At 71.1% G+C, this 17,955-nt stretch carries 22 protein-coding genes and 1 riboswitch; of the genes, 10 read left to right on the top strand and 12 right to left on the bottom strand.

Translation table 11 applies throughout. The annotated features are described in order from the left end of the window. The first annotated feature begins 192 nt into the window (after positions 1-192). Positions 193-843, top strand: a complete 651-nt coding sequence (locus tag K4G22_RS17330) for an HD domain-containing protein (protein ID WP_228081168.1) — start codon at positions 193-195, stop codon at positions 841-843. On the opposite strand, the gene K4G22_RS17325 is transcribed toward K4G22_RS17330, so the two are convergent. From K4G22_RS17325 to K4G22_RS17315, 3 genes are all read right to left on the bottom strand, one after another. Then, positions 829-2,109 (bottom strand): Cmx/CmrA family chloramphenicol efflux MFS transporter, encoded by a 1,281-nt coding sequence (locus K4G22_RS17325; RefSeq protein ID WP_228084123.1) that lies wholly within the window; start codon positions 2,107-2,109, stop codon positions 829-831. The two genes, K4G22_RS17330 and K4G22_RS17325, sit on opposite strands and share 15 nt — an antisense overlap. Positions 2,110-2,277: 168 nt before the next feature. Further along, positions 2,278-2,550 carry a DUF4031 domain-containing protein gene (locus K4G22_RS17320; protein ID WP_228081166.1) on the bottom strand — a complete coding sequence of 91 codons (273 nt, stop codon included), beginning with the start codon at positions 2,548-2,550 and terminating at the stop codon, positions 2,278-2,280. Then, entirely contained in the window at positions 2,547-2,912 is a 366-nt protein-coding gene (locus K4G22_RS17315) for a hypothetical protein (RefSeq protein ID WP_228081165.1), read from the bottom strand. The genes K4G22_RS17320 and K4G22_RS17315 overlap by 4 nt, the downstream gene beginning before the upstream one ends. Positions 2,913-3,025: 113 nt before the next feature. Between K4G22_RS17315 and K4G22_RS17310 the strand changes: the two genes are divergently transcribed. The 3 genes from K4G22_RS17310 to K4G22_RS17300 all read left to right on the top strand — a co-directional run bounded on the left by K4G22_RS17310 (position 3,026) and on the right by K4G22_RS17300 (position 5,754). After that, positions 3,026-3,970, top strand: a complete 945-nt coding sequence (locus tag K4G22_RS17310) for a MurR/RpiR family transcriptional regulator (protein ID WP_228081163.1) — start codon at positions 3,026-3,028, stop codon at positions 3,968-3,970. A 66-nt stretch (positions 3,971-4,036) separates the two neighbouring features. Further along, positions 4,037-4,951: an N-acetylmuramic acid 6-phosphate etherase gene (gene murQ, locus K4G22_RS17305; RefSeq protein ID WP_228081162.1), complete on the top strand. Its 915-nt coding sequence runs from the start codon at positions 4,037-4,039 to the stop codon at positions 4,949-4,951. Positions 4,952-5,112: 161 nt separating this feature from the next. After that, complete coding sequence (locus tag K4G22_RS17300; RefSeq protein WP_228081161.1) at positions 5,113-5,754, top strand: phosphotransferase family protein; 642 nt, start codon at positions 5,113-5,115, stop codon at positions 5,752-5,754. A gap of 178 nt (positions 5,755-5,932) precedes the next feature. On the opposite strand, the gene K4G22_RS17295 is transcribed toward K4G22_RS17300, so the two are convergent. The 4 genes from K4G22_RS17295 to K4G22_RS17280 form a co-directional block, all read right to left on the bottom strand. After that, positions 5,933-6,637 carry a class I SAM-dependent methyltransferase gene (locus K4G22_RS17295; protein WP_425336712.1) on the bottom strand — a complete coding sequence of 235 codons (705 nt, stop codon included), beginning with the start codon at positions 6,635-6,637 and terminating at the stop codon, positions 5,933-5,935. Between the two features lie 96 nt (positions 6,638-6,733). Next, positions 6,734-6,934: a DUF397 domain-containing protein gene (locus K4G22_RS17290; protein ID WP_228081158.1), complete on the bottom strand. Its 201-nt coding sequence runs from the start codon at positions 6,932-6,934 to the stop codon at positions 6,734-6,736. Positions 6,935-7,017: 83 nt separating this feature from the next. Then, positions 7,018-7,218 (bottom strand): DUF397 domain-containing protein, encoded by a 201-nt coding sequence (locus tag K4G22_RS17285; protein ID WP_228081156.1) that lies wholly within the window; start codon positions 7,216-7,218, stop codon positions 7,018-7,020. Positions 7,219-7,221: 3 nt separating this feature from the next. Continuing rightward, positions 7,222-8,094, bottom strand: coding sequence for a helix-turn-helix domain-containing protein (locus K4G22_RS17280; RefSeq protein ID WP_228081155.1), 873 nt, complete (start codon positions 8,092-8,094; stop codon positions 7,222-7,224). A gap of 305 nt (positions 8,095-8,399) precedes the next feature. On the opposite strand from K4G22_RS17280, the gene K4G22_RS17275 reads away from it, so the two are divergent. The 5 genes from K4G22_RS17275 to K4G22_RS17255 all read left to right on the top strand — a co-directional run bounded on the left by K4G22_RS17275 (position 8,400) and on the right by K4G22_RS17255 (position 10,706). Further along, on the top strand, positions 8,400-8,846 hold the full coding sequence (locus K4G22_RS17275; protein WP_228081154.1) for an NUDIX domain-containing protein: 447 nt from the start codon (positions 8,400-8,402) through the stop codon (positions 8,844-8,846). A 17-nt stretch (positions 8,847-8,863) separates the two neighbouring features. Further along, entirely contained in the window at positions 8,864-9,037 is a 174-nt protein-coding gene (locus K4G22_RS17270) for a hypothetical protein (RefSeq protein ID WP_228081151.1), read from the top strand. Beyond that, the gene (locus K4G22_RS17265) at positions 9,034-9,273 is read left to right on the top strand and encodes a DUF7848 domain-containing protein (protein ID WP_228081150.1); all 240 of its coding nucleotides are present in this window, start codon (positions 9,034-9,036) and stop codon (positions 9,271-9,273) included. Before K4G22_RS17270 ends, K4G22_RS17265 begins: the two co-directional genes overlap by 4 nt. Next, a complete protein-coding gene (locus K4G22_RS17260; protein WP_228081148.1) occupies positions 9,270-9,671 on the top strand; it encodes a DUF7848 domain-containing protein in 402 nt (133 codons plus the stop codon). The genes K4G22_RS17265 and K4G22_RS17260 overlap by 4 nt, the downstream gene beginning before the upstream one ends. Before the next feature lie 324 nt (positions 9,672-9,995). Continuing rightward, positions 9,996-10,706 carry a hypothetical protein gene (locus tag K4G22_RS17255; protein ID WP_228081146.1) on the top strand — a complete coding sequence of 237 codons (711 nt, stop codon included), beginning with the start codon at positions 9,996-9,998 and terminating at the stop codon, positions 10,704-10,706. A 26-nt stretch (positions 10,707-10,732) separates the two neighbouring features. Here K4G22_RS17255 and bla read toward each other — a convergent pair whose 3' ends face one another. The 5 genes from bla to thrC all read right to left on the bottom strand — a co-directional run bounded on the left by bla (position 10,733) and on the right by thrC (position 16,463). Further along, positions 10,733-11,674 (bottom strand): class A beta-lactamase, encoded by a 942-nt coding sequence (gene bla, locus K4G22_RS17250; RefSeq protein ID WP_228081145.1) that lies wholly within the window; start codon positions 11,672-11,674, stop codon positions 10,733-10,735. A gap of 94 nt (positions 11,675-11,768) precedes the next feature. Continuing rightward, on the bottom strand, positions 11,769-13,397 hold the full coding sequence (groL, locus tag K4G22_RS17245; RefSeq protein WP_228081144.1) for a chaperonin GroEL: 1,629 nt from the start codon (positions 13,395-13,397) through the stop codon (positions 11,769-11,771). 827 nt (positions 13,398-14,224) lie between these two features. After that, positions 14,225-14,428: a cold-shock protein gene (locus K4G22_RS17240; RefSeq protein ID WP_004986573.1), complete on the bottom strand. Its 204-nt coding sequence runs from the start codon at positions 14,426-14,428 to the stop codon at positions 14,225-14,227. Between the two features lie 440 nt (positions 14,429-14,868). Beyond that, the gene (locus K4G22_RS17235; protein WP_228081142.1) at positions 14,869-15,144 is read right to left on the bottom strand and encodes a MoaD/ThiS family protein; all 276 of its coding nucleotides are present in this window, start codon (positions 15,142-15,144) and stop codon (positions 14,869-14,871) included. Next, positions 15,141-16,463 carry a threonine synthase gene (gene thrC, locus K4G22_RS17230; RefSeq protein ID WP_228081140.1) on the bottom strand — a complete coding sequence of 441 codons (1,323 nt, stop codon included), beginning with the start codon at positions 16,461-16,463 and terminating at the stop codon, positions 15,141-15,143. Before thrC ends, K4G22_RS17235 begins: the two co-directional genes overlap by 4 nt. A gap of 16 nt (positions 16,464-16,479) precedes the next feature. Beyond that, positions 16,480-16,620, bottom strand: a riboswitch (SAM riboswitch). A gap of 230 nt (positions 16,621-16,850) precedes the next feature. Between thrC and K4G22_RS17225 the strand changes: the two genes are divergently transcribed. Continuing rightward, complete coding sequence (locus K4G22_RS17225) at positions 16,851-17,816, top strand: glucosyl-3-phosphoglycerate synthase (RefSeq protein ID WP_228081139.1); 966 nt, start codon at positions 16,851-16,853, stop codon at positions 17,814-17,816. The last annotated feature ends 139 nt before the right edge of the window (positions 17,817-17,955 follow it).

The following is a 17,955-nucleotide window of genomic DNA, read 5'->3' as shown; positions in this document are numbered from 1 at the left end:
GAGGCAGCCGGCGAGGGCGTCCCTTCGCCCGCGCCGCGCCCGCGCGGCCTGGCCAGACGCAGCCGTCCGGTGGCGGTCAGCAGGGCGTATGAGGGCGGAACACGAGGGCCTCCTGGCGATCGGCGTCGGGATCGCGATCCACACCGAACCCAGAAGGCCCTCGCCCGCGCGGCCCGGCGGCAGAATGGCGCCATGGCCACCTCTTCCGCGCACCCGGCGCCCGACCTGTCCGAGCTGTCCGACCGCTATGGCGCGCTGCCCGACGGCGGTGGCCGAGCGGTCGGCGAGCAGCTGCTGGCGCGCTGGTCGGAGCCGCACCGCCGCTACCACACCGTGGATCACCTGCGCTTCACGCTGGCCCGGCTGGACGAACTGGCGGAACACGCCGACGAGGCGAACGCCGCCGCCGATCCCGTGGCCGTCGAGCTGGCCGCCTGGTTCCATGACGCGGTCTACGATCCGCACGCCGCCGACAACGAGGAGCGCAGCGCCGAGCTGGCCGAGACGCTGCTGCCCGACTCGCCGCGCCGCCCGGCGGTGGCCCGACTGGTGCGGCTCACCGCCGGCCACCGCCCGGCCGAGGGGGACGCCGACGGCGCCGTGCTCTGTGACGCCGATCTCGCGGTGCTGGCCGGCTCCCCCGGGGAGTACGCGTCCTACGCGGCGGCCGTCCGCGTCGAGTACGGGCATGTGCCGGCGGCGGCGTTCGCGGCCGGCCGCGCCGAGGTGCTGCGTCAACTCCTGGCGCGGCCCGCGCTGTTCCACACGTCCTATGGTGCCGAGCGCTGGGCGGCGACCGCCCGGTTCAACCTGCGCGGCGAGCTTTCGCTACTCACCGGCTGACGGGGAGCCCCTGGTCCCCGGGGTGGCCTCGGAAGCGGGCTCGGGGGCGGACCCGGGCGCCGCCGCCCGCCGTGCGCCGCCGGCGACCCGCCGGCCGGGGCGGGCGGCGCCGGACGCGCGGCCGTCGTCCCTGGCCTGGAGCCAGGCGCCGACCAGCGCGGCGAGCAGCAACAGCGCGCCGAGCCAGGCCGTCCACACATAGCCGAGGCCCACGTTGATCACCAGGCCGCCGGCCCAGGGGCCGAAGGTGTTGCCCGCGTTGAACGAGGCGGTCGCCGTCGCCCCGGCCAGCGTCGGCGCCGCGCCCGCCACGTTGAAGATCCGGGCGTTGAGCCCGGGGCCGCAGAGGAACGCGGCCAGCCCCAGCACCCCGGAGAGCGTCACGGCGGCCACCGGCTGCCTGGCCGTCAGCGCCACCAGGGCCAACACCACGGAGGCGGCGGCGAGCCCCGCGTAGAGGGTGCCGAAGAGATGCGCGTCGGCCAGCCGCCCGCCGAGCCAGGTGCCGACGAGCGCGCCGAAGCCGTAGAGCACCAGCACCACGGGGACCCAGCCCTCGCCCAGCCCGGTCACCTCGGTGAGCAGCGGCGCCAGATAGGAGAAGAAGCAGAAGGTGCCGGCCGCGAAGAGCGCCGTGGTGACCATCGCCAGCCAGACCCGCCGCTCGCGGTAGACCCGCAGCTCGGTCCGCAGCGGCACCCGTTCCTCGGCCGATGGCGGCCTGGTGTGGGGGACGAAGAGCAGCACCCCGACCAGGCCGAGCGCGGTCAGCGCCGCCACCGCCCAGAACGCGGCCCGCCAGCCCAGATGCTGCCCCAGCACGGCGCCGCCCGGCACCCCGGCGATATTGGCGACGCTCAGGCCGCCCAGCAGCACGGCCATGGCGCGCGCCCGCGCGTCCACCGGCACCAGGGAGATCGCCACGGCGGCGCCCACGGCCCAGAAGCCGGCGCACGCCAGCGCGCTCACCACCCGGGACGCGAACAGCAGGCCGTAGCCGGGGGCCAGCGCGCCCGCCAGATGGCTGACGCCGAAGACGGCGAGCAGCACCACCAGCGTCAGCCGGCGCGGCAGCCGCTGGGTGGCGGCGGCCAGCACGGGGGCGCCGATCACCATGCCGATGGCGAAGGCGGATATCAGCAGCCCGGCGGTGGGGATGGAGACATCGAGATCGTCGGCCACCTCGGGCAACAGCCCGGAGAGCATGAACTCACTGGTCCCCAGGGCGAACACGGCCGCCCCGATGACCAGGACGGCGGTGGGCAGCCGGAAGCGGTCGGCGGGCAGGGCGGAGCTGGAAGAAGACACGGGGTATCCCAACGCCCACGGGGGGCGTGCCCATTCCTGCCCGCCCCGAGCACCTGCCGCGCGCCGCTCACTCCGGGGCGCGCCGCACACACCCGGCGCGCCCCGCTCACTCCGGGGGCGCGCCGCTCACCGCGCCGCGCGCCAGCGCTTGCGGCGGCGCAGCCCGGAGCGGATCAGCAACCGGACCAGCCGACGGCTGTCCGTGGGCACGGCGCCCAGCGCCACCGCCTCGGCGTAACGTTCCGCCGGGAGGTCGTAGTGGTCGCGCTCGAAGGCGCGCCGAGGGGCGCCCAACGCGGCGGCGAAACGGTGCAGTTCCGCATAGGAGCTGTCGCTGACCAGATGCGACCACATCCGACCGTGTCCCGGCCAGGTCGGCGGGTCGATATAGATCGTCACTGCCGGGCCCCGGCCAGCCCGCCGACCGGTGCCACCGCCGTCCCCGTCACCGAACAGACCCAGTGCGGATCCTCGCCCAGCTCCGGCTCCACCTCCAGCGCGTGCGGGTCCTCCGCCCGGCAGAGCGGGCACAGCGGCCAGCGGCCCCTGGTCTCCAGCAGCGCGTCCTGAATGTCCTGGGCCAGCAGCCCCGGGACGAACGCCGCGCCGGCGGGCCACTGTTCGGACCACCAACGACGGTGCGAGACTGCCTGCTCAAGGAGTGAGACCTCCTCGGGGCCCGCCACCCCGTCCGCCGCCAGGTCGGCCAGCACCACGGCTCGACCCCGGTTGATGGCCTCTTCCGTGGCCGGCTCTTCCATGCTGACCATTGGACCAGAGATCGGCGGCTTTCCCGAACCGCGCGGGCCGGCCGGAACCCCGGGGGCTTGACGCGACTCTCCGTCGAAAATACGTTTCACCTGTGAGGCTAGCGATGAAGGAAAATTTCGCCCGGCGACCCGGAAGAACCCGACCCGTCGCCGTCGCGCCGAGACCCGCACCTCCCGAGCCCGGGGCGTTGGCGGCGAAGGTCCGCACCATGGCGCCCTCCATGACCCGTTCGATGCAGCGCGTCGCCGAGACCGTCGCCGGGGATCCCGCCGGCTGCGCCGCGCTCACCGTCACCGCCCTGGCCGAACGCACCGGCACCAGCGAGGCCACGGTGGTCCGCACCGCCCGCCTGCTGGGCTACCCCGGCTACCGCGATCTGCGCCTGGCGCTGGCCGGTCTCGCCGCCCAACAGGCGTCGGGGGCCGCCCCCGCCGTCACCGCCGACATATCGGTCGACGACCCGCTGAGCGAGGTGGTCGCCAAGCTCACCCAGGACGAGCGGCAGACCCTCACGGACACCGCCGGCGCCCTGGATCTGGCCCAGCTGGAGGCCGCCGTCGCCGCGTTGGCCGAGGCCAGACGGATCGACGTCTACGGCATCGGCGCGTCGTCGCTGGTCGCCCAGGACCTGGCGCAGAAGCTGCTCCGCATCGGGCTGATCGCCCACGCCCACACCGACCCCCATCTGGCCGTCACCAACGCCGTCCAGCTGCGCGGCGGCGATGTGGCGGTGGCCATCACCCACTCGGGGCGCACGGTGGACGTGATCGAGCCACTCCAGGCCGCCTTCGACCACGGCGCCACCACCGTCGCGATCACCGGCCGCCCCGACGGCGAGGTCACCCAGTACGCGGACCACGTCCTCACCACCTCGACGGCCAGGGAGAGCGAGCTGCGCCCCGCCGCCATGTCCAGCCGCACCAGCCAACTCCTCGTCATCGACTGCCTGTTCATCGGCGTCGCCCAACGCACCTACGAGACGGCCGCCCCCGCCCTGCACGCCAGCTACGAGGCGCTCGCCCACCGCCACTCCCCCCGCGAACGCTGACCCACCCGCCCGTCCCCCGAGTGCCGCCCCCGAAGCACTCCCCCTCGCACGGAGAGCCGCCCGCGCATGTCCACGGAGTTCGACACCCTCACCACCGAGGAACACCGCCCCGACCTGGCCGATATCGACCGGCGTTCCACGATCGACATCGCCCGTGCCATGAACGCCGAGGACAGCCGCGTCCCCGGCGCCGTGGCCGAGCAGCTGCCCCGTATCGCCGCCGCGATCGACGCGGCGGCCGACCGGATGGCGCGCGGCGGACGCCTGATCTACCTCGGCGCCGGCACCGCCGGCCGACTCGGCGTGCTGGACGCCAGCGAGTGCCCGCCGACGTTCAACACCGGGCCCGACGAGGTCATGGGCCTGATCGCCGGCGGGCCCACGGCCCTGATCTCCGCCGTCGAGGGTGCCGAGGACAGCAAGGAGCTGGCGGCCGAGGACCTGACCGCCCTGGGCCTGACCCCCGACGACGTGGTGGTCGGCGTCTCCGCCTCGGGCCGCACCCCCTACGCCGTCGGCGCCGTCGAACACGCGGCCGAGCTCGGCGCGTTGACCGTCGGCGTCTCCTGCAACGCCGACTCCCCACTGGCCGCCGCGGCCGACCACGGCATCGAGGTGGTCGTCGGCCCCGAGCTGATCGCCGGCTCCACCCGCCTGAAGGCGGGCACCGCGCAGAAGCTGGTGCTCAACATGATCTCCACCATCACCATGGTCCGGCTGGGCAAGACCTACGGAAACCTGATGGTGGACGTCCGCGCCTCCAACGAGAAGCTGCGCGCCCGCTCCCGCCGGATCGTCGCCGTCGCCACGGACGCCCCGGCCGACACCGTGGAGCACGCGCTGACCGCCACCGGCGGCGAGGTCAAGGACGCCATCCTCAGCATCCTCGGCGACGTGGACGCGCCCACCGCCCGCCGCCTCCTCACCGAAACCCACGGCCACCTCCGCGCCGCCCTCCGCCTGGCCCTCAGCCCCTCCTAGAGTGCGGGGCCACGAGCCCTTTCGACCACGCCGGCCTGCCCGCCACCGTCCGGGAGGCGCACCCGCTGGGCGGCGGGACATACAACGCGCTCTGGCGCCTCACCCTCGCCGACGGAAGCGTGCTGATCGCCAAGCTCCCCCCGCCCGCCGAAAGCCCCGCCATGACCTACGAACGGGGGCTGCTGCGCGGCGAGGCCGAGTTCTACCGCATAGCCAGGGAGTACCACGCCGCGCCCGTGCCCGAGGTGGTCTTCTTCGACGAGGCGGACCCCTCCGGAATGCTGATGACCGAGCGCCCCGGCCGCCCTTGGAACGAGGCGGCCACCGACCTCGACGCCCCCGCCACCGCCCGGCTGCGCCACCAACTGGGCTCCTGTGTCGCCCGGTTGCACCAAATCACCGGCACCCGTTTCGGCTACCCCGGCGGCGCGATCCCGATGGCCGACAGCTGGCGCGAGGCGTTCACGGCGATGCTCGCCGCACTCCTCCACGACGCGGAACGCTACCGCGCGCCCCTCCCCCTGCCGCTGGACCGCGTCCACGCGTTGACGGAGGCCGCCGCCCCCGCGCTGGAGATGGTCACCACGCCGGCCCTGGTCCACTTCGACCTATGGCAGGGCAATGTGCTGCTGCACAACGGCGAGATCAGCGCCCTGATCGACGGCGATGGGGGCACCTCCCGGAAGGAGTCCGGGGGAGGACGTTCTGGGGCGACCCGCTGGCCGAGCTGGTCTCCCTCAACCTGCTGGCCGACCCCCTCGGCGACCCCGACCTCCTCGCCGGCTATACGGCCGCAGGCGTAACGTTCCCCACGGACGACGCCGCCCGCGCCCGCCTCGCCCTCTACCAGACCTACCTCTACCTGATCATGCTCACCGAGGGCGCCCCCCGCGGCTACACCCCACGCCAACTCGCCTGGACCCAGGACACGGTGACCCCCCGACTCAACGCGCCCCTGACCCCCCTGGCCGACCTGACCGGCTAACCCGCACGGGCCCGCAGCAGAAGCGTGTCAACACCCTGGGCGTCGTCGGCCGATGCGGGCAGCAACTCGATGTCGATGTCGGCGAATCCTGCCTCGGTGAGAAGCCCGACCCACACGTGTTCCCTCAGCACCCACCGGCGCATCGTGGCGGGCTCGCCGTTCGGCCCCCTGGCCGCAACGTCCGCATGCGTGACGTCGGCCTCGGCCGGCTCACCGCTCGGATAGTGCGCGAGGGTGGAGAACACCAGCCGCCCCCCGGGCCGCAAGGCAGCCGCCGCCAAAGGCAGCAGGTCACGCGGATCAGTGAAGTCCAGGGCCCCGAAAACGCTGAACAACACGTCGTACGACGCGGGCACCGCGCGCAGATGGGCCACCACGTCCGCGCGAACCAGCCGCAGACACGGCACGCGGTCAGCGAAGAGATCGCTCGCCATCGCATGCTGCGCGGCCGAGGCGTCAACCGCGTCGACCCTCCCCACTCGGTGCCGGACGGCCAGGTACGCGGCATGACGCCCCGCCCCGGCACCCAGGTCGGCGACACACAAGCCGGTCAGATCGCCCAACACCTCCGCCCCAGGCCCAGCATCCTGCCCCCAGGCCCAACGGAAGTCCTCCGGCATACCGCGCTCGACGGCGGCCCGCCTGCGACCGTAGTGATACCAGAGATCGAGAGTGGCGGAGGTGGTGGTCACCCGCGCCATCCTCGCCGGTTCGGCGCGAGGAGGGGCGAGTTCGACCGAAACTCACCCATCTGCCACCGGCTACGACTGCCGGCAGCACCCCGCGCCGCGCGGCGGTCAGGGGCGGTCGGCCGTAACCAAGCCGACGAACGAGGCCCAGGCCGCAGGCGCGAAGGTGAACGCACCCAGGCCGCGATCCTTGCTGTCGCCAACCGCCAACAGACCGTCATGGGTCAGCTGCACCTCCACACAATCGCCGGTGTTCCCGCCGCTGTAGCTGGACTTCCACCAACCACGCTCGGGCAGGTCAAAACGCATCCGCGCACCTCGCTTCTCTCGTCAGAGGACTCCTGCGAATGCGGCTGCCCAGGAGGCTGGGCAGCCGCATCGGACGGCGTTGGTCAGTCGGCGTCGGCCACGATCGTGTCGAGGAACGAGGACCAGGCCGCAGGGGCGAAGGTGAACGCACCCAACCCGCGATCCTTGCTGTCGCCGACCGCCAACAGGCCGTCATGGGTCAGCTGCACCTCCACACAATCGCCGGTGTTCCCGCCGCTGTAGCTGGACTTCCACCAACCACGCTCGGGCAGGTCAGAACGCATCCTCTACCTCATTTGCCTCTCCAGATCTCCGGCGATGCTGGAGATCAACCTCATCGACTCGTCCGACGATAGAGCCTGCGCCCTGAGGTGATCAGTGGTGCGGCGGAAGGCCCGCACCTGCTCTTCCTCCTCGATGAAGACTCGGCCGTCCGCATACTCGATGAAGGCGAACTCCATGCTGATCGGGTTCGGGTAGGAGAACAGCGTGAAGCCGCCATCAAGACCCGCGTGGACACCACGCTCATAGGGGACGATCTGGATGGTCAGCGTGGGCGGATTGGCAACGTCCACCAGCTTGTACAGCTGCTCGGCATGCACCTTCGGGCCGCCGATCTGCCGGTGGAGGGCCGCTTCGTCCAACAGGCAGATGAAGTGCGGAGGATTGGGCGCCGCCAGAACCTCCTGGCGCTTCATCCGGATGCCGACACCCGTGTCGACGCCGCCCGCCATGTGGACCGGGAAGCTGCTGATCAGCGCCCGAGCGTAGGCCTCCGTCTGAAGCAGTCCCGGCACAAGCAACGGTGAGAACTGCACCATGCTGGCGGCAGAGGACTCCAGGTCGATGAGCTGGTGAACCGTCGGCGGGATCCCGCCGCGCTCGTGGTGCCACCAACCCCGCTTCCTGGCCTCACGGTTGAGCTGGTCAAGGACCTCGAAGTGGCTGCCCTCGCCCTCCTCGACGCCATACAGCCTCAGCAGCTCGAAGAGTTCGGGGCGGCTGATGGGGCTGCTGCCGTTCTCGATGCGGCTCATCTTCGAGTCGTCCATGTCGATATGCACGGCTGCGGCCTCCTGCTTCACCCCCGCCGCCGTACGCAGCCGCCTCAACTCCATCCCCAGCAGGTACCGACGCACGGTCACCGGTCGTCTCGCCATGGCCCCTCCTTCGCGGTTCCCTCGGCACATTCTGACGCAGGCCCGCCACCGACTTTCAAGCCTCTTCACCCTCAAGGGTGAAGCGAGTTGAGATTCCCACATCCCGCTCTTGCCATGCCCGCCTCTGAACCTCCATGCTGATTGCACGACGCGGTGCGCATGGCGCACTACGCGGAGTCGTCTGTCCCCGGGGCCGAGTCTGCCCAGTCCTGGCCCCGGGGGGAGCCGTTGTCGTGCCGTTCGGCACCTGCGGCGCGTCCTGCGGGCGCGCCCCCAACATCCCTCTCCCTGCACGGAGTTGCGCTATGCCCACTTCTTCGAATCTGACCCTGCGGGTCTCCCTGCTGGCCACCACCTACGACAACCACGTCCTGATGGTGCGAGACGAGAGCACGGATGATGACGCCTGGACCCTGCCGGGAGGCACCGTGCCGGCCGGGGAGTGCCCGGTGCGAACCGCCCAGCGGTTCGCCGTCGAGCAGACGGGCTACTTCCAGCCGTTCGACTACGCCCTCTCCGTGAGCCTGGAGACCGACACCGACGGCGAGTTGACCGGCGTGGAGTACCTGCTCGACGGCGGACAGACGGGAACCGTGCCCACCGAGGCCGACGCGCTCCACGTGTCCGCCCGGTGGCAGCCGATGAGCGAGCTGCTGGAATCACGACCGGCCGTGCAGCACGCGCTGCTCGCCCTGGCACGCGGGGAGCGCGTTCCGGTGCTGGTCAACGGCGAGCAGCCGAACGCGGACTGAGCGGGCGGTGATCAGCGATGACCGGATCGCAGGAAGAGGACGAGACCGAGGCCCCGGAGCCGGAGGCCGGACCGGCGGAGCCGGACGAGGACGGACAGGACGACGGACGCGCGGCGTTGCTCCGGCGGCTGCGCGAGGTGAACGCGCGGAGCGAACGCGACTTCCGGATGAAGGGTGGCCAGTTGTGGTGACGCGCAGGAGCTACCGGTTCCGGCAGTACACGCTGAAGCCCGACGAACGGGCGGACGCCGAACGGACGTTGTTCGTCATGGAGTGCCTGAGCTGCGGCTTCTTCGGGACGAAGGGGGAGGACGCGGAGGAGGGCAGCGAGTGGGCGGTCGAACACGTCAAGCACCACCCGGACCATCTCACCTACCGCGAACACATCACCCGGCCCTACCAGTTCGAGCCGGGTGAGTGGCAGTGAACGAGTGGGTGCACCCGCCGGCGAGGTCGCCGCTCATCCGGAGCGCGGACTGGGTCCTGAGCGAGGAACGGGGGGCCGGCGCGCCGCAGGCGATCTACGGCGCGGAGTGCATGACCTGCGGCGACCGTTCGACGCTCGCCGACAACGACGCGCAGCCGGTCGCCGTGTGGTGCATCTTTCACACCCAACAGGACCCGGATCACGATCTGTTCCTCGTCCGCGCCGAGAAGCACTGGCGGGTTCACCCACGCGACGACGAGGGCGACGACGAGAACGCGGACGGCACGCCCGCACCGCACCCGATCGCGGCCTTCTTCGACAAGGCGTTCGGGCCCTCGTTTGTCGGGTTGATGTGCCTGCTCACCGCGCTCACCGGCTATCTCCTGGCCCTCAACTGACAACCTGGGACACGGAGTTCATGCCCCACACCACCATCGTCAGTTCACCGCTGCCGATAACGTTCGCTGTCCTGGCGCTGGTCCCCCGGAGCGGCCAGGTGCTGATGGTGCGGCGCCAGGGGCGGGGCGGGTGGACCCTCCCGGCCGGACGCCGCCTTCAGTTGAGCGCCCCGGCCGGGAAGGGCCGCGTCGCCCCCTGGCGGTGGGGGTGGGGTGGTGCTTGAATCGGCGCGGCGGAACCGGCGTTGACCGTTCTACGCGCGTATCACGCGCACTGCCGGGGCCGTCATGTCCCCCTCCCCTCACACCGCCTCCGGAGACATCGTGAGACTCTCCTCCCTTGCCCGCATATCGCTCGGCATCATGCTGGCGACCGTTCTGGCCTTCCTGGTCGCGCCCACCAGCCAGGCGCGGCCCGCCGCAGCGGCGGAAACGGCCGTTCAGCCGCTCGCCAGCGGCACCGTCAGCGTGTACCCGCCCATCCAGGGGGCCTCCACCTGGGACCGGTTCGGGCAGACGCCGCCCTCCTCGCACCACCGGGTCTTCTCCAACTGGGGCTATCTGAACGACTGGTCGGTCGACATCTACCGCAACCCGGGCGGCACCGTCGTCTCCCCGTTCGGCACCACGACCTCCACCGGCCAGCCGGTCGCCGTCCGCGTCGTGACCGTCGCGGCCGGATGCGCCACGGGGAACCTCGCCGACGGCGGCTACCGGATCGGCCTGGAGGCCACGAACGCCAACACCGGCGAGGTGATCGCGCGCGCCGATGTGATGCATGTCGACAACAAGCCGGCCGGGATCACCGTCGGCGCCACGGTCGGTCCCTGGACCAAGCTCGGCGAGACCGGGCGGTTCCGCTACTCATCGTGCTACCAGGTCAACGGGGACACCGGCGCGCATATCCATTTGGAGGTCATCAACCGGACCCGCTACTCCTGCTACATCGGCCGCTCGGCCAACACCCAGCTGACCGACCTCACCGTCATCGGCCGGACCGGCACCCAGAACACCGGCCCCCAGCAGGCCTGCTAACCCGCGCCGGGCTGCCGGGGGGTGCGTCAGTCGGCTGGGGCCGTGCGGCCGAGGGCGTTCGTGGTGAGCGTCGCGGCCTCGGCGATCAGGGCGTCGTCGGCCTCGGCGCCCTCCTCGTCCCGGGTGGACATGACGGCCATGACGATCGGCTCGCCACCGTCGTCCGGCCAGACGACCGCGATGTTGTTGCGGCCCCCGTAGCCCGCGCTGCCGCTCTTGTCGGCGACGGCCCAGCCGTCCGGGAGGCCGGCGCGGATCAGGGGCTGGCCGGTGGTGTTGGTCAGCATCCACATCCGGAGCAGTTCGCGTTCGCCCGGGCCCAGCGCCTCACCGAGCAGGAACGTCCGCAGGCTCTCGGCCATCGCGCGGGGGGTGCTGGTGTCCCTGACGTCGCCCGGCGCCCCCTCGTTCAGCTCCGTCTCCCACCGGTCCATCTCGATGACGTCGTCCCCCAGCTCCGCCAACACGGCCTCAAGCCCCTCGGGCCCGCCCAGCGTGTCGAGGAGCAGATTGGCGGCGGTGTTGTCGCTGTACCAGAGGGTGGCCGCGCAGAGTTGACGCAACGTCATCCCTTCGTTGACGAAGTTCTCGGTCACCGGCGCATGGGCCACCAGATCGTCCGAGGTGTAGTCGATCACCTCGTCGATCCCGTCGAGACCGTGCTCCCTGAGCACCGCGCCCACGGCCAGGGCCTTGAAGGTGGACGCGTAGGCGAACCGTTCGTCCGCGCGATGGGCGACCTCCCGGCCGGTGCCGGTGTCCAGCGCGTACACGCCGAGCCGCGCGTCGAACGCGTCGGACAGCTCGTCGAACGCGTCGGCGAGCGACGCCTCGTCAACGACGGCTTCGGACGCCGTCGGCGCGCTCGGCCGCGACGGCTCCCCCTCGGCGGCCCCGCCGCCGCAGGCGGGCAGCGCGACCAGCACCAGCAGCCCGGCCATCCGGGCGGCACACGGCAGCTGTCTCATGGGAAACCCTCCAGGTCCGGCACGCCGCGAGGGCGGCGCCCCCCGGCTCGGGGGGCACCGCCCTCGCGTTGACGCGGTGAGGAAGTGGCAGGACTCAGAAGTCCATGCCGCCGCCCATGCCACCGGCGGCCGGGTCGGCGCCGGCGGAAGCCTTCTCCGGCTTGTCGGCGATGACGGCCTCGGTGGTCAGGAAGAGCGCCGCGATGGAGGCGGCGTTCTGCAGCGCCGAGCGCGTGACCTTGGTCGGGTCCGGGATGCCCGCGGCCAGCAGGTCGACGTACTCGCCGGTGGCGGCGTTCAGGCCCCAACCCGGAGTCAGGTTGCGGACCTTCTCCACCACGACGCCGCCCTCAAGGCCGGCGTTGACGGCGATCTGCTTCAGCGGAGCCTCCAGAGCCAGCTTGACGGCGGCGGCACCCGTGGCCTCGTCGCCCTCCAGCTCCAGCTTCTCCAGCGCCGAGGCGGCCTGGAGCAGGGCCACGCCACCACCGGCGACGATGCCCTCCTCGACGGCGGCCTTGGCGTTGCGCACCGCGTCCTCGATGCGGTGCTTGCGCTCCTTCAGCTCCACCTCGGTGGCGGCACCGGCCTTGATGACGGCCACGCCGCCGGCCAGCTTCGCCAGACGCTCCTGGAGCTTCTCGCGGTCGTAGTCCGAGTCGGAGTTCTCGATCTCGGCACGGATCTGGTTGACCCGACCCTGGACCTGGTCGCTGTCGCCGGAACCGTCGACGATGGTGGTCTCGTCCTTGGTGATGACCACCTTGCGGGCGCGGCCCAGCAGGTCGAGGGTGGCGGACTCCAGCTTGAGGCCGACCTCCTCGGAGATGACCTGGCCACCGGTGAGGATGGCGATGTCACCGAGCATGGCCTTGCGACGGTCACCGAAGCCGGGAGCCTTGACGGCGACCGACTTGAAGGTGCCCCGGATCTTGTTGACGACCAGGGTGGACAGCGCCTCGCCCTCGACGTCCTCCGCGATGATCAGCAGCGGCTTGCCCGACTGCATGACCTTCTCCAGCAGCGGAAGGAGGTCCTTCACGTTGCCGATCTTGGAGTTGACGATCAGGATGTAGGGGTCCTCAAGCTCCGACTCCATCCGCTCCATGTCGGTGGCGAAGTAGGCCGAGATGTAGCCCTTGTCGAAGCGCATGCCCTCGGTCAGCTCAAGCTCAAGGCCGAAGGTCTGCGACTCCTCGACCGTGATGACGCCTTCCTTGCCGACCTTGTCCATGGCCTCGGCGATCAGCTCGCCGATCTGCGGGTCGCCCGCGGAGATGGACGCGGTGGAGGCGATCTGCTCCTTGGTCTCGACCTCCTTGGCCTGGCTCAGCAGGGCCTCGGAGACCTTCTCCACGGCGGCCTCGATACCGCGCTTCAGCGCCATCGGGTTCGCACCGGCGGCCACGTTGCGCAGGCCCTCCCGGACCAGCGCCTGGGCCAGGACGGTCGCCGTCGTCGTACCGTCGCCGGCGACGTCGTCCGTCTTCTTGGCGACCTCCTTGACCAGCTCGGCGCCGATCTTCTCGTAGGAGTCCTCCAGCTCGATCTCCTTGGCGATGGACACGCCATCGTTGGTGATCGTCGGGGCGCCCCACTTCTTCTCCAGGACGACGTTGCGGCCCTTGGGGCCCAGCGTGACCTTGACGGCGTCGGCGAGCTGGTTCATCCCGCGCTCAAGGCCGCGCCGCGCCTCCTCGTCGAACGCGATGATCTTGGCCATGTGAAGGGGTCCTCCCAGAACAGGGGTGGATTACTCCGGACCGCGCTGGCGCCCGCGACGGACGGCCCCTGGGGGATGGTTCCTTACCCCACCCCACCGAAGAACCTCACCGAACCGGTCCTTGCTGTCACTCTCACCCGTAGAGTGCTAACGCCCATGATTAGCACTCGGAGGGGGAGAGTGCAAGCGTAGGCCCCTCTGGGGGCGGAGCTTGCACGTTTTGGGGGCACCCCCGGGCGAAGCCTGGGGGTGCAAGCGTGGGCCCCTTCGAAGCCGGCCGCTGGCACGACTGGGGGCACCTCCCGGGCGAAGCCTGGGGGAGCAAGCGGCAGCTCGCCAGAGCTGCCGCGCGCACGTTTTGGGGGCACCCCCGGGCGAAGCCTGGGTAGCCCCTCCGGGCAGGTACGCGACGCGGCTCCGCCGGGCCGGGGCCGGGCACGGCCCGGCGGGCGCCGAACCTCCCGGGCCCTGCCCCCGCTACCGGCACGTTCCCGCCACGGGCAGTGGCCGAAACGGGCACACCAGCACCCGGCCGAGCCCGACACGGCGAAGAGGGCGCGCCCGGGCCAGCCCCGGGCGGAGCGCCCTCTCGCAGCCGCACGCAGGCCGCGTCGCGGCCCGTGCGGCGCCGGCGGTGGCACGGGAAGGGGCGGGCCAGCGCCCGGGGGCGCCCGCCGCGTGGCTGGGGCCCCGAAGGGGGCCCCACGCTGGCGTTCGCGCCTACGCGCCCCAGGGGGGCGCCTGGCCAGCGCGCGGCCAGCGCGCAGCGAGGCCCGCACCCTGGACGGGTGCGGGCCTGCGGTAAGGCTGCGGTAACGCTCGGCGGTTCAGGCAGTCACCCGGACCATGTCGGCCTGTGGACCCTTCTGCCCCTGAGAGATCTCGAACTCGACCCGCTGCCCCTCTTCCAGGGTGCGGTAGCCGTCCATCTGAATCGCGCTGTAGTGGACGAACACGTCCGCACCACCGTCTACCGCGATGAAGCCGTAGCCCTTCTCCGCGTTGAACCACTTGACGGTGCCCTGAGCCATTCCTTACTCCCCATTTTGCCGGCCTTTTCACGAGCCCACACCTCGCGGACCCGGGTCAGACCTCTCAGACTCCACCCCCGGGCGGTGTGGGGGTGTGCGCCGGAACGTTCGACCGCCGCTGAATGTATCTGGACGGACGCCCAGTGCAACAGGCCATTCGCCGGAGAATTCTCGCGCCACCAGAACGGGCAAATACCGCGAAAGCGCAGGTAGTTGAGCATTTCGACGGGGTTTTTTCTGGCCAACCAGACAATTGGTGCATCAATTTCCGGCACATAATTTGCGCGCGGGTCGCGCATTCATATGCGAGTGGCACGTTTTCGCCACCGGGAGGGGCTCAGAACCCTGCCACTGTATCGCCAGCGTGCACGCTTCCGCCCCGCGACCCGCAGGTCACGGGGCGGAAGCGGCCACACCTCGGGGCCGTCGTCGGCGGCCCGTCAGCCGCCGGCGACCGCCGGGATGATGGAGACGCCGGCGCCGTCCGGGGTCGGCGTGGCGAGGCCCTCGGTGAAGCGGACGTCGTCGTCGTTCACATAGACGTTCACGAAGCGCCGCAACTTGCCCTCGTCGTCCAGGACCCGGCCGGCGATGCCCTGGTGGTTGCGGTCCAGGTCGGCCAGCACCTCGTTGAGCGTCCCGCCCTCGGCCGTGACCTCGGACCGGCCGTCGGTGTAGGTACGCAGAATGGTGGGGATGCGGACGGTGACGCTCATGCCAGGCCAGCCTCTCGGAACGAGTCCAGGTTCGGACGGATGGTCGCGGACGGGCCGGTGGTCGGTGCCACCGCGTCCAGGGTCTTCAGGCCGTCGCCGGTGTTGAGGACGACGGTGGTCGCCTCCGGGTCGAGCAGCCCGGCGGCCAGCAGCTTGCGGGTCACGCCGACGGTGACGCCGCCGGCGGTCTCGGCGAAGATGCCCTCGGTCCTGGCCAGCAGCTTGATGGCGGCCACGATCTGCTCGTCGTCCACGTCCTCGACCGCGCCGCCGGTGCGCCGGGCGATGTCCAGCACATAGGGGCCGTCGGCCGGGTTGCCGATGGCGAGGGATTTGGCGATGGTGTCCGGTTTCACCGGGCGGACCACGTCATGGCCCTCGCGGAAGGCGCGGGAGACGGGGGAGCAGCCTTCGGCCTGGGCGCCGAAGATCTTGTAGGGACGGTCCTCGACCAGGCCGAGCTTGATCAGCTCTTTCAATCCCTTATCGATCTTGGTCAGTTGTGAACCGGAAGCGATCGGGATCACCAGTTGGCCGGGCAGTTTCCAGCCCAGTTGTTCACAGATCTCGTAGGCGAGCGTCTTGGAACCCTCGGCGTAGTAAGGCCGCAGGTTCACGTTGACAAAGCCCCAGCCCTCGCCGATCGGATCGCCGATCAGCTCGCTGCAGAACCGGTTGACATCGTCGTAGGTGCCCTCGATGGCGACCAGCTCGCCGCCGTAGACGGCGGCCATCACCACCTTGCCCTGCTCCAGATCGTGCGGGATGAACACGCAGGACCGCAGGCCCGCCCTGGCAGCCGCCGCGCCCACGGCGCCGGCGAGGTTGCCGGTCGACGAGCAGGAGAGGGTGGTGAACCCGAAGGCGCGCGCCGCCTCCACCGCGTTCGCCACCACCCGGTCCTTGAACGAGTGGGTCGGGTTGGCGGAGTCGTCCTTGATGTACAGGCCGCCCGTGACGCCCAGTTCGGCGGCCAGCCGGTCGGCCCGGACCAGCGGGGTGCAGCCCGGGTTGAGGTTGGGCTTCTCGGCCACATCGGCCGGCACCGGCAGGAGCGGCGCGTAGCGCCAGATGCTGTTGGGGCCCGACTCGATGGTGCGGCGCAGCGCCTCGGGATCGCCGCTTGGCAGGTCGTAGGCGACCTCAAGCGGCCCGAAACAGGACGCGCAGGCGAAGATCGGCCCGAGCGGGAAGCGTTCGCCGCACTCGCGACAGGAGAGCGCGGCGGCGGGTCCGAGATCGACGTCGGAGCCTGAGGAACCGGGGGAGCCGGAGGTTTCGGCGGACTCGTCGGCGTTGGCCGAGGTGAGTACAGACATGGGTACGAGGCCCTTCTCCTCATCTTCCCCGTGGCGGCTCTCGCCACAGGACGGAATTGGCACCTGCCCCACCGGAGAGCCTCGTGCTGTCACGAGATCCGGTGGAAGGGTTGCCGGGGCTTCAACGGGCCGTTCCCTCTGCCCCTCTGGATGAGCGGTATGCGGTTGTCGGTATGTGGTTGTCAACGCGGTCCCGATATGCGGAGGACACCTGCGCTGTTCGAGACTGTAACGGACAGCCCGCACAATGGCTCGGGCCGTCCGCTCCGCGAGACGACCCGAGCAGGTGGCCAGAAAACCCGGCGGCAGCGGGTTGGGCCACCCCAGGAAGGGGCAGACGCGGCCATACGGATGCAAATGTGGCTGAATCGAACAGGAGCGACATTCGTGCTGGAAGAGGCAGAGAAGTGGCTGAGCCGCCGGTCCTGGGGCGTCACTGACCGCTCGATGGCGCAACTGCTGCACGCCAAGCGTGCGGCGGGAGCGGCCGGCAGCATCAGCGTGGTTCTCCCCGCGCTCAACGAGGAGACCACGGTGGGTGCCATCGTGGAAGCGCTGCGGCGCGACCTGATGGAGGACGTGCCACTGATCGACGAGCTACTCGTGGTGGACTCGGGGTCCACCGACCGCACCTCGGAGGTGGCCGCGGCGGCGGGCGCCAAGGTCGTGCACCGGGACGAGATACTGCCCCGCGTGCCGACCCTCCCCGGCAAGGGCGAGGTCCTCTGGCGGTCGCTGCTGGCGACCAGTGGGGAGATCATCTGTTTTGTCGACGCCGACCTGCGGGACTTCGACTCCCGCTTCGTCTCGGGCACCCTCGGCCCGTTGCTCACCGAGCCGGACGTGCAGCTGGTCAAGGCCATGTACGACCGTCCGCTCGGCGACCAGCCGTCCGGCGCCCGCCAGGGCGGCCGGGTCACGGAGCTGGTCGCCCGACCGCTGCTGAACCTGCACTGGCCGCAGCTGGCCGGCGTGGTCCAGCCGCTGGGCGGTGAGTACGCGGCCCGCAGATCGCTGCTGGAGCGGCTCCCGTTCCCCGTCGGCTACGGCGTGGAGCTGGGCCTGCTGATCGACACGCTCAACGTGGCGGGGCTCGACGCGGTGGGTCAGGTCGATGTCGGGGAGCGCAAGCACCGGCATCAGGACGGCCAGGCGCTGGGCCGGATGTCGGCGGCGATCATGCGCACCGCGCAGTGCCGGCTCCCCGGCACGATGCTGCCCAGCCGGATCGGGCTGACGCAGTTCCAGCGGACCGAGGACGGCGGTTTCACGCCCGAGACCCATCCGATCCTCGCCGACGAACGCCCGCCCATGTCGACCATCCCCGAGTACGCGGCCCGGCAGGCGGCGTAGCGCCCGGAACGGGCCCGTTCCGGGCCCGGAGCACCGCCCGAGTCCGGCCGGCTGTGACGTGGCACACGTTTCCCGCCCGTCACAGCTGGCTAGCCTCCGGCGTGAGCCCATGGGGCTTCTGGCCCTTCCTCGCCCCTCG

The sequence above is a fragment of the Streptomyces profundus genome, from assembly GCF_020740535.1.
GTDB lineage: Bacteria > Actinomycetota > Actinomycetes > Streptomycetales > Streptomycetaceae > Streptomyces > Streptomyces profundus.
This window is presented reverse-complemented; position numbering and strand designations above follow the sequence as displayed.

Bases quoted from the DNA above. Each gene is read 5' to 3' on its own strand.
- K4G22_RS17330 (WP_228081168.1), top strand. From the start codon at position 193: ATGGCCACCTCTTCCGCGCACCCGGCGCCCGACCTGTCCGAGCTGTCC.
- K4G22_RS17315 (WP_228081165.1), bottom strand. From the start codon at position 2,912: ATGGAAGAGCCGGCCACGGAAGAGGCCATCAACCGGGGTCGAGCCGTG.
- K4G22_RS17310 (WP_228081163.1), top strand. From the start codon at position 3,026: ATGAAGGAAAATTTCGCCCGGCGACCCGGAAGAACCCGACCCGTCGCC.
- murQ (WP_228081162.1), top strand. From the start codon at position 4,037: ATGTCCACGGAGTTCGACACCCTCACCACCGAGGAACACCGCCCCGAC.
- K4G22_RS17300 (WP_228081161.1), top strand. From the start codon at position 5,113: ATGACCTACGAACGGGGGCTGCTGCGCGGCGAGGCCGAGTTCTACCGC.
- K4G22_RS17295 (WP_425336712.1), bottom strand. From the start codon at position 6,637: ATGGCGCGGGTGACCACCACCTCCGCCACTCTCGATCTCTGGTATCAC.
- K4G22_RS17290 (WP_228081158.1), bottom strand. From the start codon at position 6,934: ATGCGTTTTGACCTGCCCGAGCGTGGTTGGTGGAAGTCCAGCTACAGC.
- K4G22_RS17285 (WP_228081156.1), bottom strand. From the start codon at position 7,218: ATGCGTTCTGACCTGCCCGAGCGTGGTTGGTGGAAGTCCAGCTACAGC.
- K4G22_RS17280 (WP_228081155.1), bottom strand. From the start codon at position 8,094: ATGGCGAGACGACCGGTGACCGTGCGTCGGTACCTGCTGGGGATGGAG.
- K4G22_RS17275 (WP_228081154.1), top strand. From the start codon at position 8,400: ATGCCCACTTCTTCGAATCTGACCCTGCGGGTCTCCCTGCTGGCCACC.
- K4G22_RS17270 (WP_228081151.1), top strand. From the start codon at position 8,864: ATGACCGGATCGCAGGAAGAGGACGAGACCGAGGCCCCGGAGCCGGAG.
- bla (WP_228081145.1), bottom strand. From the start codon at position 11,674: ATGAGACAGCTGCCGTGTGCCGCCCGGATGGCCGGGCTGCTGGTGCTG.
- groL (WP_228081144.1), bottom strand. From the start codon at position 13,397: ATGGCCAAGATCATCGCGTTCGACGAGGAGGCGCGGCGCGGCCTTGAG.
- K4G22_RS17240 (WP_004986573.1), bottom strand. From the start codon at position 14,428: ATGGCTCAGGGCACCGTCAAGTGGTTCAACGCGGAGAAGGGCTACGGC.
- K4G22_RS17235 (WP_228081142.1), bottom strand. From the start codon at position 15,144: ATGAGCGTCACCGTCCGCATCCCCACCATTCTGCGTACCTACACCGAC.
- thrC (WP_228081140.1), bottom strand. From the start codon at position 16,463: ATGTCTGTACTCACCTCGGCCAACGCCGACGAGTCCGCCGAAACCTCC.